General features: G+C 73.2%; 15 protein-coding genes. 5 read left to right on the plus strand and 10 right to left on the minus strand.

Going from position 1 to position 14,928, the window contains the following annotated elements; all coding sequences use genetic code 11:
• Positions 1–10 precede the first annotated feature (10 nt).
• The 5 genes from hutU (at position 11) to hutH (ending at position 7,226) form a co-directional block, all read left to right on the plus strand.
• Positions 11–1,669: a urocanate hydratase gene (gene hutU / locus O7617_RS06670; protein WP_282262224.1), complete on the plus strand. Its 1,659-nt coding sequence runs from the start codon at positions 11–13 to the stop codon at positions 1,667–1,669.
• Positions 1,666–2,868, plus strand: a complete 1,203-nt coding sequence (locus O7617_RS06675) for an allantoate amidohydrolase (protein ID WP_282262226.1) — start codon at positions 1,666–1,668, stop codon at positions 2,866–2,868. The genes hutU and O7617_RS06675 overlap by 4 nt, the downstream gene beginning before the upstream one ends.
• A gap of 280 nt (positions 2,869–3,148) precedes the next feature.
• Complete coding sequence (locus tag O7617_RS06680; RefSeq protein ID WP_282262227.1) at positions 3,149–4,510, plus strand: formimidoylglutamate deiminase; 1,362 nt, start codon at positions 3,149–3,151, stop codon at positions 4,508–4,510.
• Positions 4,507–5,691, plus strand: a complete 1,185-nt coding sequence (hutI, locus tag O7617_RS06685; protein WP_282262228.1) for an imidazolonepropionase — start codon at positions 4,507–4,509, stop codon at positions 5,689–5,691. Before O7617_RS06680 ends, hutI begins: the two co-directional genes overlap by 4 nt.
• Positions 5,688–7,226 (plus strand): histidine ammonia-lyase, encoded by a 1,539-nt coding sequence (gene hutH, locus O7617_RS06690; protein ID WP_282262229.1) that lies wholly within the window; start codon positions 5,688–5,690, stop codon positions 7,224–7,226. Before hutI ends, hutH begins: the two co-directional genes overlap by 4 nt.
• Positions 7,227–7,319: 93 nt before the next feature.
• On the opposite strand, the gene rdgB is transcribed toward hutH, so the two are convergent.
• The 10 genes from rdgB to clpS form a co-directional block, all read right to left on the minus strand.
• On the minus strand, positions 7,320–7,937 hold the full coding sequence (gene rdgB, locus O7617_RS06695; protein ID WP_282262232.1) for an RdgB/HAM1 family non-canonical purine NTP pyrophosphatase: 618 nt from the start codon (positions 7,935–7,937) through the stop codon (positions 7,320–7,322).
• 52 nt (positions 7,938–7,989) lie between these two features.
• Positions 7,990–8,721, minus strand: coding sequence for a ribonuclease PH (gene rph, locus O7617_RS06700; RefSeq protein WP_282262234.1), 732 nt, complete (start codon positions 8,719–8,721; stop codon positions 7,990–7,992).
• Between the two features lie 9 nt (positions 8,722–8,730).
• Positions 8,731–9,900, minus strand: coding sequence for a glycosyltransferase (locus O7617_RS06705; protein WP_282262235.1), 1,170 nt, complete (start codon positions 9,898–9,900; stop codon positions 8,731–8,733).
• Positions 9,897–11,042 carry a glycosyltransferase family 1 protein gene (locus O7617_RS06710; protein WP_282262239.1) on the minus strand — a complete coding sequence of 382 codons (1,146 nt, stop codon included), beginning with the start codon at positions 11,040–11,042 and terminating at the stop codon, positions 9,897–9,899. The genes O7617_RS06705 and O7617_RS06710 overlap by 4 nt, the downstream gene beginning before the upstream one ends.
• Positions 11,043–11,153: 111 nt before the next feature.
• Positions 11,154–11,897 carry an MBL fold metallo-hydrolase gene (locus O7617_RS06715; protein ID WP_282262240.1) on the minus strand — a complete coding sequence of 248 codons (744 nt, stop codon included), beginning with the start codon at positions 11,895–11,897 and terminating at the stop codon, positions 11,154–11,156.
• A 221-nt stretch (positions 11,898–12,118) separates the two neighbouring features.
• Positions 12,119–13,084, minus strand: a complete 966-nt coding sequence (locus O7617_RS06720) for a pyridoxal-phosphate dependent enzyme (RefSeq protein WP_282262241.1) — start codon at positions 13,082–13,084, stop codon at positions 12,119–12,121.
• A gap of 11 nt (positions 13,085–13,095) precedes the next feature.
• Positions 13,096–13,512: a MoaD family protein gene (locus O7617_RS06725; RefSeq protein WP_282262243.1), complete on the minus strand. Its 417-nt coding sequence runs from the start codon at positions 13,510–13,512 to the stop codon at positions 13,096–13,098.
• A gap of 65 nt (positions 13,513–13,577) precedes the next feature.
• Positions 13,578–14,066 (minus strand): M67 family metallopeptidase, encoded by a 489-nt coding sequence (locus O7617_RS06730; protein WP_088991173.1) that lies wholly within the window; start codon positions 14,064–14,066, stop codon positions 13,578–13,580.
• Between the two features lie 52 nt (positions 14,067–14,118).
• Positions 14,119–14,613, minus strand: coding sequence for a DUF2017 domain-containing protein (locus tag O7617_RS06735; protein ID WP_197699390.1), 495 nt, complete (start codon positions 14,611–14,613; stop codon positions 14,119–14,121).
• A gap of 2 nt (positions 14,614–14,615) precedes the next feature.
• Positions 14,616–14,906 carry an ATP-dependent Clp protease adapter ClpS gene (clpS, locus tag O7617_RS06740; RefSeq protein ID WP_030487198.1) on the minus strand — a complete coding sequence of 97 codons (291 nt, stop codon included), beginning with the start codon at positions 14,904–14,906 and terminating at the stop codon, positions 14,616–14,618.
• Positions 14,907–14,928: the final 22 nt, after the last annotated feature.

Consider the following 14,928-nt stretch of genomic DNA (forward strand, 5'->3'; position numbering starts at 1 on the left):
AGAAGCAGAGATGACCAAGCCCATCCGTGCCGCACGGGGCAGCCGGCTCACCACCCGCGGGTGGCAGCAGGAGGCCGCTCTGCGCATGCTGATGAACAACCTCGATCCCGAGGTGGCCGAGCGCCCCGACGACCTGGTGGTCTACGGCGGCACCGGGAAGGCGGCGCGGGACTGGCCGTCGTACCACGCGTTGGTCCGCACGCTCACCGACCTGCGCGAGGACGAGACGATGCTGGTGCAGTCGGGCCGCCCGGTCGGGGTGATGCGCACCCACGAGTGGGCGCCCCGGGTGCTGCTGGCCAACTCCAACCTGGTCGGCGACTGGGCGACCTGGCCGGAGTTCCGCCGCCTGGAACAGCTCGGCCTGACCATGTACGGGCAGATGACCGCCGGTTCGTGGATCTACATCGGCACCCAGGGCATCCTCCAGGGCACCTACGAGACGTTCGCGGCGGTGGCCGCAAAACGGTTCGCCGGCACCCTCGCCGGCACGTTGACGTTGACCGCAGGCTGCGGCGGGATGGGTGGCGCGCAACCCCTGGCGGTCACCATGAACGACGGCGTCTGCCTGATCGTGGACGTGGACCGCACCCGGCTCGACCGCCGGGTGCACGACCGCTACCTCGACGAGGTCGCCGACTCGCTGGACGACGCGGTCGCGCGGGTCCTCGCCGCGAAGCGGGACCGCCGGGCGCTCAGCGTCGGGGTGGTCGGCAACGCCGCCGAGGTCTTCCCGGAGCTGCTCCGTCGGGGCGTCGAGATCGACATCGTCACCGACCAGACCAGCGCGCACGACCCGCTGGCGTACCTGCCGGTGGGGGTGGAGCTCGCCGACGCCCGCGACTACGCGGCGGCGAAGCCGACCGAGTTCACCGACCGGGCCCGGGCGTCGATGGCGAAGCACGTCGAGGCGATGGTCGGCTTCCTCGACGCCGGGGCCGAGGTGTTCGACTACGGCAACTCGATCCGGGGTGAGGCACAGCTCGGCGGCTACCAGCGGGCGTTCGACTTCCCCGGCTTCGTGCCGGCGTACATCAGGCCGTTGTTCTGCGAGGGCAGGGGCCCGTTCCGGTGGGCGGCGCTCTCCGGCGACCCGGCGGACATCGCGGCCACCGACCGGGCGATCCTGGACCTGTTCCCGGAGAACGAGTCGCTGGCCCGCTGGATCAAGCTCGCCGGTGAGCGAGTCGCCTTCCAGGGCCTGCCGGCCCGGATCTGCTGGCTCGGCCAGGGCGAACGGGACCGGGCGGGGGTGCGGTTCAACGACATGGTCGCCTCCGGTGAACTCTCCGCGCCGGTGGTGATCGGCCGGGACCACCTGGACACCGGCAGCGTCGCCAGCCCGTACCGGGAGACCGAGGGCATGGCCGACGGCTCCGACGCGATCGCCGACTGGCCGCTGCTCAACGCCCTGGTCAACACGGCCAGCGGGGCGTCCTGGGTGTCCATCCACCACGGCGGTGGCGTCGGCATCGGCCGGTCGATCCACGCCGGGCAGGTCTGCGTGGCCGACGGCACCGCCCTGGCCGGTCAGAAAATCGAGCGGGTGCTCACCAACGACCCGGCGATGGGCGTGATCCGGCACGTCGACGCGGGTTACGACAGCGCCCGCGAGGTCGCCGAGCGCACCGGGGTCCGCGTCCCGATGGCCGAGGGTGTCGACTCGTGACGGCCGACCTCTCCGCCCGGTTCCGGGCCCTGTGGGACGAGATCGCGCCGATCGGCCGGGACGCCGACAGCGGTGGCTATCTGCGGTACGCGTTGACAGCGCCGGAGCTGGAGCTGCGGACCTGGTTCCGCGCGCAGGCCGACCGTCGGGCGATGCCGGTGACCGAGGACGGCAACGGCAACCTCTTCGCCCACTGGGGTGACCCCGAGGGCGCCGACGCCGTGCTGACCGGCAGCCACTTCGACTCGGTGCCGCACGGCGGGGCGTACGACGGTCCTCTCGGCATCGTGAGCGCCTTCCTCGCCGTGGACAAACTACGCGCCGCCGGGGTCACCCCGGACCGGCCGCTGGTGCTGGGCGCGTTCGTGGAGGAGGAGGGGGCGCGCTTCGGCGTACCCTGCCTGGGGTCTCGGCTGCTCACCGGGGCGCTGCCGCCGGAGCGCGCGGCCGGCCTGCGGGACGCGGCCGGGGTGAGCTTCGCCGACGCGCTCGGCGACCGACCGGCGGGCGCCCGCCCGGAGGTGCTGGGCCGATTCGGCGCCTTCGTGGAGCTGCACGTCGAGCAGGGCCGCGCGCTCGTCGACACCGACGCGCCGGTCGCGGTGGCCAGCGCGATCTGGCCGCACGGCCGGTGGCGCTTCGACGTGGTCGGGGAGGGCAACCACGCGGGTACGACCCGGATGGCCGACCGCCGCGACCCGATGCTCACCTACGCGTTCGCGGTGCTGGCGGCCAACAAGGAGGCCCGGCTGCGCGGCGCGCACGCCACAGTGGGTCGCGTCGCCGTCGAACCCAACGCCACCAACGCCATCCCGTCGAAAGTGACCGGTTGGCTGGACGCCCGCGCCGCCGACCCGGAGACGCTGGCCGGCCTGGTCGACACGGTACGCGGCAAGCTCACCGAGCGGGCCCGCCGCGACGGCACGGCGGTGACGGTCACCGAGGAGTCGGCCACCGAGCTGGTCGCCTTCGACGGTGGGCTGGCCGAGCGCCTGGCCACGCTGCTGGACGCGCCGGTGCTGCCGACCGGTGCGGGGCACGACGCCGGGGTGCTCGCCGGGCATCTGCCCACCGCGATGCTCTTCGTGCGCAACCCGACCGGGGTCTCGCACTCCCCCGCCGAGGCCGCGAGCGACGACGACTGCGCCGCCGGGGTACGGGCACTGGCCCGGGTGCTGGAGGAACTGACATGCCGGTAGGCGAGGTACGGCGGCTCCGACGCGGCGGGGGTCGACCCCTGGTGGTGCCGTCCTTTGGAGCTGATGTCGCAAACGAATCAGACCGAGGCCCGGCACCGACGCCCACGCCCGGGCCGACGCCCGACTCGGCACCGACGCCCGACTTCGGGCCGACGACCGCGCCCGCGCCCGCGCTCGGGCCGACGCCAGCGCCCGCGCCGACGACCGCGCCCGGGCCGACGCCCGCGCCGACGCTGCCGCTGATGTCGCAGACGATTCAGCTCCAAAGGAGGCGAGCGGCATGACCACCACCCGCTGGCTGGCGGAGTACGCCTGGTTGCCCGAGCACGCCGAGCCCACGCCCGACGTGCTGATCGAGGTCGAGGACGGCCGGATCACCGCGGTGACGCCGCTGCTGGGAGCGCACGGGCCGGACGCCGGGGTCGAGGTGTACGCGGACGCCGTGGCACTGCCCGGCCTGACCCTGCCGGGTCTGGCCAACGTGCACTCGCACGCCTTCCACCGGGCGCTGCGGGGGCGCACCCACGGCGGCCGGGGTGACTTCTGGACCTGGCGGGACCAGATGTACGGCGTCGCGGACCGGCTGGACCCGGACACCTACCTGGCTCTGGCCCGGGCGGTGTACGCGGAGATGGCGCTCGCCGGGGTCACCTGTGTGGGCGAGTTCCACTACCTGCACCACCGCCCCGGCGGCGGCGCGTACGACGACCCGAACGAGATGGGCGCGGCGCTGGTCGAGGCCGCCGCATACGCCGGGATCCGGCTCACCCTGCTGGACACCTGCTATCTGACGTCCACCGTGGACGGACAGGCGCTCACCGGCCCGCAGCGCCGCTTCGGCGACGGCGACGCGACCCGCTGGGCGCAGCGGGCGGAGGCGTTCCAGCCGACGGACTCGCACGTCCGGGTCGGCGCGGCGGTGCACTCGGTACGCGCGGTCCCGGCCGACCAGCTCAGCACGGTGGCCGAGTGGGCCGGGCAGCGGCGGGCGCCGCTGCACGTGCACCTCTCCGAGCAGCCCGCCGAGAACGACGAGTGCCGGGCCGTGCACGGGCGCTCGCCCACCGGGCTGCTCGCCGAGCACGGCGTGCTCGGTCCCAACACCACAGCCGTGCACACCACCCACCCGACCAGCGCCGACCTGACAGTGCTCGCCGACAGCGGGACCGGGGTGTGCCTCTGCCCGACCACCGAGCGGGACCTCGCCGACGGCATCGGCCCGGCCCGGCTGATGGCCGACGCGGGCATCCGGCTGAGCCTCGGCAGCGACAGTCACGCGGTGGTCGACCTGTTCGAGGAGGCCCGGGCGATGGAGCTGGACGAGCGGCTGCGTACCCGCCGACGCGGCCACTTCACGCCGGTGGACCTGGTGACGGCGGCCACCGCCGCCGGGCACGCCGCGCTGGGCTGGGCCGACGCCGGGAGGATCGCCGTCGGCGAACGTGCCGACCTGGTCACGGTACGGCTGGACAGCGCCCGTACCGCCGGGGTGCCGCCGGTGGGCGCGTTCTTCGCGGCCTCCGCCGCGGACGTCACGCAGGTCGTGGTGGACGGTCGGCTGGTGGTGGCCGAGGGCCGGCACCTGAGGGTCGACGTGTCGGCCGAGTTGTCGGCGGCCATCGAGGCGGTGACGCCCTCATGAGCAGCCTGCTCGTCGACAACATCGGAGAGCTGGTCACCAACGGTGCGGGCGAGGGCCCGCTGGGCATCCGCCGCGACGCGGCCGTCCTGGTCGAGGAGGGTCGGGTGGCCTGGGTCGGGCCGTCCGCGTACGCGCCGGCCGCCGACCGGCGGCTCGACGCCGGTGGGGCGGCGGTGCTGCCCGGCTTCGTGGACAGCCACGCCCACCTGGTCTTCGCCGGGGACCGCGCCACCGAGTTCGCCGCCCGGATGGCCGGTCAGCCCTACACCGGCGGCGGCATCCGGACCACCGTCGGCGCCACCCGGGCCGCCACCGACAACGAGTTGCGGGCCACCGTGCGCCGGCTGCGCGGGGAGGCGCTGCGCCAGGGCACCACGACCATGGAGATCAAGAGTGGGTACGGGCTGACCGTCGCCGACGAGGCCCGCTCGCTGCGGATCGCCGCCGAGAGCAGCACCGAGACCACCTTCCTCGGGGCGCACGTGGTGCCCGCCGAGTACGCCGACCGCCCCGACGACTACGTGAGCCTGGTGTGCGGCCCGATGCTGGCCGCCGCCACGCCGTACGCGAAGTGGGTCGACGTGTTCTGCGAGCGGGGTGCCTTCGACGTCGACCACGCCCGGGCCATCCTGGCCTGCGGGCAGGCTGCCGGGCTGGGCGTCCGTATCCACGCGAACCAACTCGGCCCCGGAGCGGGGGTGCGGCTCGGCGTGGAGCTGGACGCGGCGAGCGTCGACCACTGCACCCACCTGGGCGACGCCGACGTGGACGCGCTGGCCGGCACGGCCCACAGCGACGGGTCGGGGACCCGCACGGTGGCGACCCTGCTGCCGGGCGCGGAGTTCTCCACCCGATCGCCGTACCCGGACGCGCGCCGGCTGCTCGACGCCGGTGTCACGGTGGCGCTGGCGACGGACTGCAACCCCGGCTCTTCGTACACCTCGTCGATGCCCTTCTGCGTCGCCCTCGCGGTCCGCGAGATGCGGATGACCCCGGCGGAGGCGGTCTGGGCCGCCACTGCCGGTGGCGCGCGGGCGCTGCGTCGCGACGACATCGGTGTCCTCGCCCCCGGCGCGCGGGCCGACCTCGTCGTCCTGGACGCGCCGTCGTACCTCCACCTGGCCTACCGGCCCGGTGTCCCCTTGATCCGCCAGGTAATGCGCAACGGAGTAACGCCATGACGACAGTGACCATCCAGCCCACCGGAATCTCCGCCGACGACGTCCTCGCGGTGGCCCGCGGCACCGCCACTGTCGTCCTCGACCCGGCCACCATCGACGCGATGGCGACCAGCCGGGCCATCGTGGACGGCATCGAGTCGTCCGGCCGTCCGGTCTATGGGGTGTCCACCGGGTTCGGGGCGCTGGCCAACACCTTCGTCGCTCCGGAGCGGCGCGCCGAGCTGCAACACGCGTTGATCCGTTCGCACGCCGCCGGGGTGGGTTCCCCGATGCCGCGCGAGGTGGTCCGGGCCATGATGCTGCTGCGGGTCCGGTCCCTCGCCCTGGGCCGCTCCGGGGTCCGGCCGCTGGTCGCCGGGGCCCTGGTCGACCTGCTCAACAACGACATCACCCCGTGGGTGCCGGAGCACGGCTCGCTGGGCGCCTCCGGTGACCTGGCTCCGCTGGCACACTGCGCGCTGACCTTGCTCGGTGAGGGCTGGGTCCTCGGCCCGGCAGGTGAGCGGCTGGACGCCGCCGACGCGCTGACCGCCGCCGGGCTCAAGCCGATCGAGCTGGCCGCCAAGGAGGGGCTCGCGCTGATCAACGGCACCGACGGCATGCTCGGCATGCTGTTGCTGGCGATCGACGACGCGGAGCACCTGTTCGCCATGGCCGACGTGACCGCCGCGCTGGCCATCGAGGCGATGCTCGGCTCCGAGCGGCCGTTCCTGCCCGAGCTGCACGCGATCCGGCCGCACCCCGGCCAGGCCGCCTCGGCGGCGAACATCCACCGCCTGTTGCAGGACTCCCGGGTGATGGACTCGCACCGCGACGACCTGGCGCACGCCGTGCAGGACGCGTACTCGATGCGCTGCGCCCCGCAGGTGGCCGGCGCCGCCCGCGACACCCTGGACTTCGTCCGCACCGTCGCCGCCCGGGAGTTGGTGTCCGTGGTGGACAACCCGGTCGTGCTGCCGGACGGCCGGGTCGAGTCGACGGGTAACTTCCACGGCGCGCCGCTGGGCTTCGCGGCGGACTTCCTCGCCATCGCCGCCGCCGAGGTGGGCGCCATCGCCGAGCGGCGGGTGGACCGGCTGCTCGACGTCACCCGTTCCCGGGAACTGCCGGCGTTCCTCTCCCCCGACGCCGGGGTCAACTCCGGGCTGATGATCGCCCAGTACACGGCTGCGGGCATCGTCGCCGAGAACCGTCGCCTGGCCGCCCCCGCCTCGGTGGACTCGCTGCCCACCAGCGGCATGCAGGAGGACCACGTGTCGATGGGTTGGGCGGCGGCGAAGAAGCTGCGCACCGTGCTGGACAACCTCACCAGCCTGCTCGCGGTGGAGTTGCTGGCCGGCGTACGCGGTCTGCAACTGCGTGCGCCCCTGCAACCGTCGCCGGCCGGCCGTGCCGCCGTCACCGCGCTCGGCCCGGCGGCCGGTGAGCCCGGCCCGGACGTGTTCCTCGCCCCGGTGATGGAGGCGGCCCGTGCGGTCGTCGCCGGAGGTGGGTTGCGCGCCGCCATCGAACGGGAGGTCGGCCCGCTGGGCTGACCCGGATCGGGTCGCTGTCGCCCGCCACGGGTCAGGTGGCGGGCGGCAGCACCTCGCGCCCGTCAGGCGGCGGGCGGCAGGACCTCGCGCCCGTCAGGCGGCGGGCGGCAGGACCTTGGCGACCAGCTTCGCCAGCTCGCGCAGCGCCTTGCCCCGGTGGCTGATCGCGTCCTTCTCCGCCGGGGTCAGCTCGGCGTTGGTCCGGTCCTGCCCGTCACCCAGGAAGATCGGGTCGTAGCCGAACCCGCCGTCGCCGCGCGGAGCGCGCAGCACCTGCCCGGACTGCCGGCCGTCGACCAGGTGCTCCTTGCCGCCGGGCAGGACCAGCGCCACGGTGCAGACGAACGACGCCGCCCGCTGCTCGTCCGGCACGTCGGCGATCTGGTCCAGCACCAGCTGGAGGTTGGCCTGGTCGTCGCCGTGCCGACCGGACCAGCGGGCGCTGAACACCCCCGGCATCCCGTTGAGCGCGTCCACCGCCAGCCCGGAGTCGTCGGCGATGGTCGGCAGACCGGTCTGCCGGCACCCCTCCCGCGCCTTGATCAGGGCGTTCTCACCGAAGGTCAGGCCGGTCTCCGGCAGTTCCGCGTACTGCTCGACGTCGTCCAGGCCGAGCAGGGCGATCCGGTGCGCGCCGAGCGCGCCGTCCAGGATCCGCTGAAGCTCCACCAGCTTCTTCCGGTTACGGGTGGCGAGCAGGACCTTGTTCATGCTGAATCACCTTTGTTCGCGACTGCGGGGCTCGCAAGCTCACTCCTCGCGCTCACGGGAGGAAAAGTGCCTTCCGCTGGGCTTCGGCCAATTCGGTGCAACCCGCGACGGCCAGGTCGAGCAGACTGTCGAGCTGGTCCCGGGCGAACACGCCCGCCTCCCCGGTGCCCTGCACCTCGACGAAGTCACCCGTGCCGGTGCACACCACGTTCATGTCGACCTCGGCGGCGACGTCCTCCTCGTAGCAGAGATCCAGACGGGCCTCACCGGCGACGATCCCGACGCTCACCGCGGCCACCGACCGGTGCATCACCTTCTCCGGCTTGCCGGCCAACGCCTTGCGGGCGGCGAGCCAGCCCACCGCGTCGTGCAGGGCGACGTACGCGCCGGTGATCGCGGCGGTGCGGGTGCCACCGTCGGCCTGGAGCACATCGCAGTCGAGCACGATCGAGTTCTCGCCGAGCGCCTTGAGGTCGATGCCGGCCCGCAGGCTACGGCCGATCAGCCGGGAGATCTCGTGGGTGCGTCCACCGACGCGGCCCTTGACGCTCTCCCGGTCCGAGCGGGTGTTGGTGGCGCGGGGCAGCATCGCGTACTCGGCGGTCACCCACCCGAGCCCGGAGCCCTTGCGCCAGCGCGGCACCCCCTCGGTGACGCTCGCCGTGCAGAGCACCCGGGTGTTGCCGAACTCGACGAGCACCGAGCCCTCCGGATGGGTGCTCCAGCCTCGGGTCAGAGTCACCGGTCGGAGTTGAGAGGGCCCTCGCCCGTCAGGTCGCGCCATGCCTGCACCCTATGCGGTGCGGGGATCCACCTCGCTCGGGGTGCCCACGGGCGCGTTCGCGCGGTGCACGCGGAGGAACCCGGCGACGGCGGCCGGCCACCCGAACTCCTCGGCCCGCGCCCGGGCGGCCAGTCGCCGCTGCGCCTCCGGTCGGCCCGCCAGGCGGGTCACCGCCGCGGCCATCGACTCCCCCGAGCCGTACGCGGCCAGACCGGCGGCTCCGATCACCTCGGGCAGGGCGCTTGCCGCGTTGACGACGACCGGGGTGCCGCAGGCCAACGCCTCCAGCCCGGCGAGACCGAACGTCTCCACCGGGCCGGGCGCGAGCACGACGTCGGCGCTCGCGAGCAACGCGGCCACCGCGGCACGGTCCGGCAGGAAGCCGGTGAAGGTGACCGGCAGACCTTCCGCCCGCCGGGCGAGCGCGCCGCGCAGCGGGCCGTCGCCGACCATCACCAGCACCGCCGGTACGCCGGACCGACGCAACTCGGCGAGGGCCTGGACGGCCAACTCCGGCCGCTTCTCCGGGGACAGCCGAGCGCAGTGCACCACCAGCAACTCGCCCGGGTCGGCGTACCGGGCGCGCAACCCCGGGTCGGCCCGGTCCGGCGAGAAGGTGTCCAGGTCAACCCCGAGTGGCACCAGCTCGACGTTGCCGGCACCGATGCGGTCGAACTCCTCGGCCGCCCAGCGGGTCGTGCAGACGATCCGGTCGTACGCCTGGCCGGTCGCCCGGTTGAGCCGGTCGGCGGTCGACCTGCGCAGCGGGTGGGGCACACCCCACTGGCCGAGCAGCCCGGTCAGCGACTCGTGCGAGACCATCACCGACGGCACCCCGTGCGCCCGCGCCCACCGGCCCGTCCAACGCAGCGACGACCGGTCGGACACCTCCAACCGGTCCGGTGCCAGATCGGCGAGGAGCCGGGCCAGCCGACGCCGGCCGGCGAGCAGCCGGTAACCGCCGCTGCCCGGCATCTCCGGGCCCGGCAGGGTGATCACCCGCCCCCACGGGTACGACTCGTCGGCGGCACGCCTGCCGGGGATCACCAGCACCGGATCGTGTCCCGCCGCCCGGTAGCCCTCGCCGAGGTGTCGCAGCGCGGTCCGCAGACCACCCGAGCGGGCGGTCACGAAGTTGGCGAGCCGCACGATCCGCAGACCGCCCGCAGCCCCGTTCACGAGGCGGCCGGCAGGCCGACGGTGGCGGCCACGGCGCGTACCGCGTGGTAGTGCCCGATCAACTCGTCGCCGACGGCCGACCAGCTACGGCGACTGACCGCGACGCGGGCGGCCACCCCGTAGGCCCGCCGCCGGTCGGCGTCGCCGGCCAGGTCGGCCACCGCCGCGGCGAGCGCGGCGCCGTCGTTCGGCGGCACCAACGACCCGGTCACGCCCGGGTCGATGAGGTCGACCGGGCCCCCGCTGGCCGGTGCCACCACCGGCACCCCGGAGGCCAACGCCTCCTGGATGGTCTGACCGAAGGTCTCGTGCGGTCCGGTGTGCACGAACAGATCCAGGCTGGCGTAGAGCCGGGCCAGGTCGTCGCCCTGCTGCACGCCGAGGAAGGTCACCCCGGGCAACTCCCGGGCCAACTGCCGGCGGGCCGGGCCGTCACCGGCCACCACCACCCGCACACCGGGCAGCCGCGACGTCGCCGCCAACAGCTCCACGCGCTTCTCCGGGGCGAGCCGGCCGACGTAGCCGATCAGCAGCTCACCGTCGGGCGCCAGCCGCTCCCGCAGCGCCGCACACCGTTTGGCCGGGTCGAAGCGCACGGCGTCCACGCCACGACGCCACAGCCAGATCCGCTGCACCCCGTTCGCGATCAGGTCGGCCGCGGCCCGGGTGGACGGGGCGAGGGTGCGCTGCGCCGAATTGTGGATCTCCCGGATCCGCCGCCAGGCCGCCGCCTCGCCCCAGCTCACCCGGTACGCCCGCGCGTACGCGGCCACATCGGTCTGGTAGACCGCCACCATGGGCAGCCCGTGCCGGCCGGCCAGCGTGGCCGCCCGTGCGCCGAGGACGAACGGACTGGCCAGGTGGACCACGTCCGGCTCGGCCGACAGCAACGCGCCGGTCAGCCGGGTGGTGGTCGGCACGCCCAACCGGAAACCCTGGTATCGGGGCAGCGGCACGCTGGGGATGCGCACCACCGGGTACGGCAGACGGTCGGTGTTCTGCCGACCGGCACCGGGCGGGGCGGGCGCGATGACGACCGGCTCGTGCCCCCGGTCGAGCAGGTGCTCCGCCGTGCGCACCACTGAGTGCGCGACGCCGTTCACGTCCGGTGGGAACGACTCGGTCACGATGGCGATCCGCATGCCCACACCGTGCGGGTGCCACTGGTGCGTCAGACGACCGTCCGCTGACCGGTTGGCGAACAGTACGGCACAACACCGCGGCCCGGCCCACCCTGACCGGGACGGGGTGGGTCAGACGTCGTAACTGGCGCCGGGACGAACCACGTCGATGGGCCCGGCGTACGCCGCTGCCGCCGACTCCAACGTGTGCGCCTCGCTGCCCCACGCCGCGACCAGATGGGTGAGCAGCAACCGACCCACCGCGGCCTTGGTCGCCGTCTCGCCGGCCTCCCGGCCGGTCAGGTGCAGGTCCGGTGGGTTGTCCACCCCGTCCAGGTAGCTGGCCTCGCAGAGGAACATGTCGGCGTTCTGGGCCAACCGCAGCAACGCGTCGCAGGGCGCGGTGTCCGACGAGTAACACAGCGACCGGCCACCGTGCTCCAGCCGCACCCCGTACGTCTCGACCGGGTGGTTGACCCGGTCGACGGTGACCGAGAACGGGCCGATCGGGAAGGTGCCGGGCTGGAGTGCGTAGAACTGGTAGACGTCCTCGACGGTTCCGTCGTCGCCGTACGCGGCGCTGAGCCGGTCCGGTGCGCCGGACGGCGCGTACACCGGCAACGGCGGATAGGGGCCCTCCGGGGCGTACCGGCGGACCACCACGTAGGTGACGGCGTCGAGGATGTGGTCGCAGTGCAGGTGGGTCAGCAGGATCGCGTCCGGGGCGTGCAGGCCCGCGTACCGCTGGAGGCTGGACAGCGAACCCGAGCCGAAGTCGACCAGGAGCCGGAAACCGTCGGCCTCGACGAGGTAGGCCGAACACGGTGCCTCGGGGCCGGGGAAGCTGCCGGCGCAGCCAAGGACTGTCAGTCGCATCGAGTCGTCTCGCTGTCACTGTCAGTAGCACTCATGTCGGCCAACGCTCCAGCCGTGATCTCTACCGACGCGTGCGTCACGCTGCGCAGCCTACGCCCGGGGGCCCGGCGGCAAGAATGATCCAACGGAACTTGTCACGAACGTGACACCCGCTCACGGCGTGGCGGACAGCGTACGGGCCGCCGACACACGTCGACGGCCCGTGACGAGAAACCCACCGGTCAGGCCCAGAGCTGCCCCTCCAGGGCGTCCTCGGCGTCGGCGAGCGTGCCACCGTACGCGCCGGTGGACAGGTACTTCCACCCGCCGTCGCAGACCACGAAGGCCACGTCGGCACGCCGGCCGTCCCGGACCGCCTCGTGCGCCACAGCGAGCGCGGCGTGCAGGATGGCACCGGTGGAGAAGCCGGCGAAGATGCCCTCCACCTCGACCAGCTGCCGGGTCCGCAGCACCGCGTCCCGGGTGCCGACCGAGAACCGCCGGGACAGCACCGAGGCGTCGTACAGCTCCGGCACGTACCCCTCGTCGATGTTGCGCAGGCCGTAGACCAGCTCGCCGTAGCGCGGCTCGGCGGCCACCACCTGGATGCCGTCGACCTTCTCCCGCAGGTAGCGACCGGTGCCCATCAACGTGCCGGTGGTGCCGAGCCCGGCCACGAAATGCGTGATGGTGGGCAGGTCGTGCAGCAGCTCCGGCCCGGTCGTCTCGTAGTGCGCCCGAGCGTTGGCCTCGTTGCCGTACTGGTAGAGCATCACCCAGTCGGGGTGCTCCAGCGCGATCTGCTTGGCCGTGGCGACCGCCTGGTTGGACCCGCCCGCCGCCGGCGAGAAGATGATCTCGGCCCCGTACATGCGGAGCAGCTGCACCCGCTCGGTGGAGACGTTCTCCGGCATCACGCAGACCAACCGGTAGCCGCGCAACTTGGCCACCATCGCCAACGAGATGCCGGTGTTGCCACTCGTCGGTTCGAGGATGGTGTCACCCGTGCGGAGCCGACCGGCCTCCTCGGCCGCCCGCACCATGAACAGCGCCGCGCGGTCCTTGATGCTGCCGGTCGGATTCCGGTCCTCCAGCTTGGCCCAGAGCCGCACCGGCGGCGCCCCGTCGGGCACCGTCGGAGAGAGCCGGGGCAGACCCACCAGCGGTGTGCCCCCGCACGCGTCGAGCAGACTGTCGTACCGCGCCATGGCGGCCGACCTCAGCGAGCCGCGACGGCGCCGCGCACCGCCGCTGCCGCGGCGCCGTGCGAGCTGATCGCCGCCGCCGCGGCGCTGTGCGAGCTGATCGCCGCTGCCGCGGCGCTGTGCGAGCTGATCGCCGCCGCCGCGGCGAAGCCGAACGCGCCGCCCGCCACGGCCGGCAGGATGGTGACGCTGTCGCCGTCGGACAGCTTGGCGTCCAGCGCACCGAGGAAGCGGACGTCCTCGTCGTTGACGTAGACGTTGACGAAGCGGTGCAACGTGCCCGTCTCGGTGATCAGTCGGCCGCGCAGGCCGCCGTGCCGGGAGTCCAGGTCGTTGAGCAGATCGGCGAGGGTGTCGCCGGTGCCGTCGACGACCTTGGCGCCGCCGGTGTAGCTGCGCAGGATGGTGGGGATGCGAACCTCAATGGCCATGATGTCGAGCTCCTCGATCGGGTGTGCCTACGGTGGCGGGACGAGACGAATGCGGACGCTGAGGATCAGCGGCCGGAACACTCGTAGTCGACCGTCGCCGGGCTCTGCCCGAACATGTAGGACTGGACGGCATGCGGGTCGACGCCGGCCTCCACGACCTGGACCGGCTCCTCGGTGACCACACCGTCGACGATCCGGAACGACCGGATCTCCTCCGAGTCGGGCTCACGGGTCGAGACGAGCAGGTAGTGCGCGCCCGGCTCGCCGGCGAAGGAGACATCCGTCCGCGACGGGTACGCCTCGGTGGCGGTGTGCGAGTGGTAGATGACGACGGGCTCCTCGTCCCGGTCGTCCATCTCCCGCCACACCCGCAGGTGCTCCATCGAGTCGAACTCGTAGAAGGTCATCGACCGCGCGGCGTTGTCCATCGGGATGTGCCGGGTCGGGGTGTCGCTGCCGACGGGCCCGGCGACCACGCCGCACGCCTCGTCGGGGTGATCCCGGCGCGCGTGGGCGACGATCGCGTCAATGATCGACCGGTCGATGCTCAGCACGAGCACCAGCCTAACGCCTGACGACCACACACCGAAGTGGTGCCGGTCACGCCTAGTCGATCAAGGCGTTGAGCAGCGACTCCTGCAAATATCCGAGGTACGCGTAGACCGAAAGCTGGAACACCCGGCTGGACGCCGGGTCCTCGGCGACCGCGTCGTCCAACTCCTCGCCCAGATCCGTGCCGTCCTTGATCTCCAGCCGGACACCCATCGCGAGCCGGGCGTCGTTGAGCGCCCGCAACCACGCCTCGGCCGCCTCGGCGTCCAGCCGCACCTCACCACCGGCCTCGTCGGGCAGCGCGGCCAGGATCGCCCCCGCCTGGTCGATCTTGGCGGTCTTCAGGTCGCCCTCGGTGTAGCGGCGGAACTCCGCCGTGCCCGAGGCGTCCTGCGGGTAGACGGCGGGAAAGAGCCGACCGACGACCGGGTCGGTGTGGTCGAAGCCATCGGTGAGCAGGCCGACCACCTCGGAGGCGACCTTGCGCAACACCCGCGCCTCGTCCACGGCGAACGTGGCGACGTAGCAGCCGGCCTGGCGACGGAACATGCTCACGACTTGTCCACCGTCGCCCACAGCCCGTACGCGTGCAGCTGCGACGCGTCGTGCTCCATCCGCTCCCGGGCACCGGTGGAGACCACGGCACGGCCCTTGTGGTGCACGTCCAGCATCAGCTGCTCGGCCCTCTCCCGGCTGTAGCCGAAAAGCTTCTGGAAGACCCAGGTCACGTACGTCATCAGATTGACCGGGTCGTCCCACACGATCGTCACCCACTGCCGGTCGGACGCCGGCACCTCGTCAGTGGCCGGCGTCTCGACCGGTGCAACCTGCGGAGCCGCCATGCCCCCCATCGTGCCACCGGTT

The organism is Micromonospora sp. WMMD1155, assembly GCF_029581275.1.
Lineage (GTDB): Bacteria > Actinomycetota > Actinomycetes > Mycobacteriales > Micromonosporaceae > Micromonospora.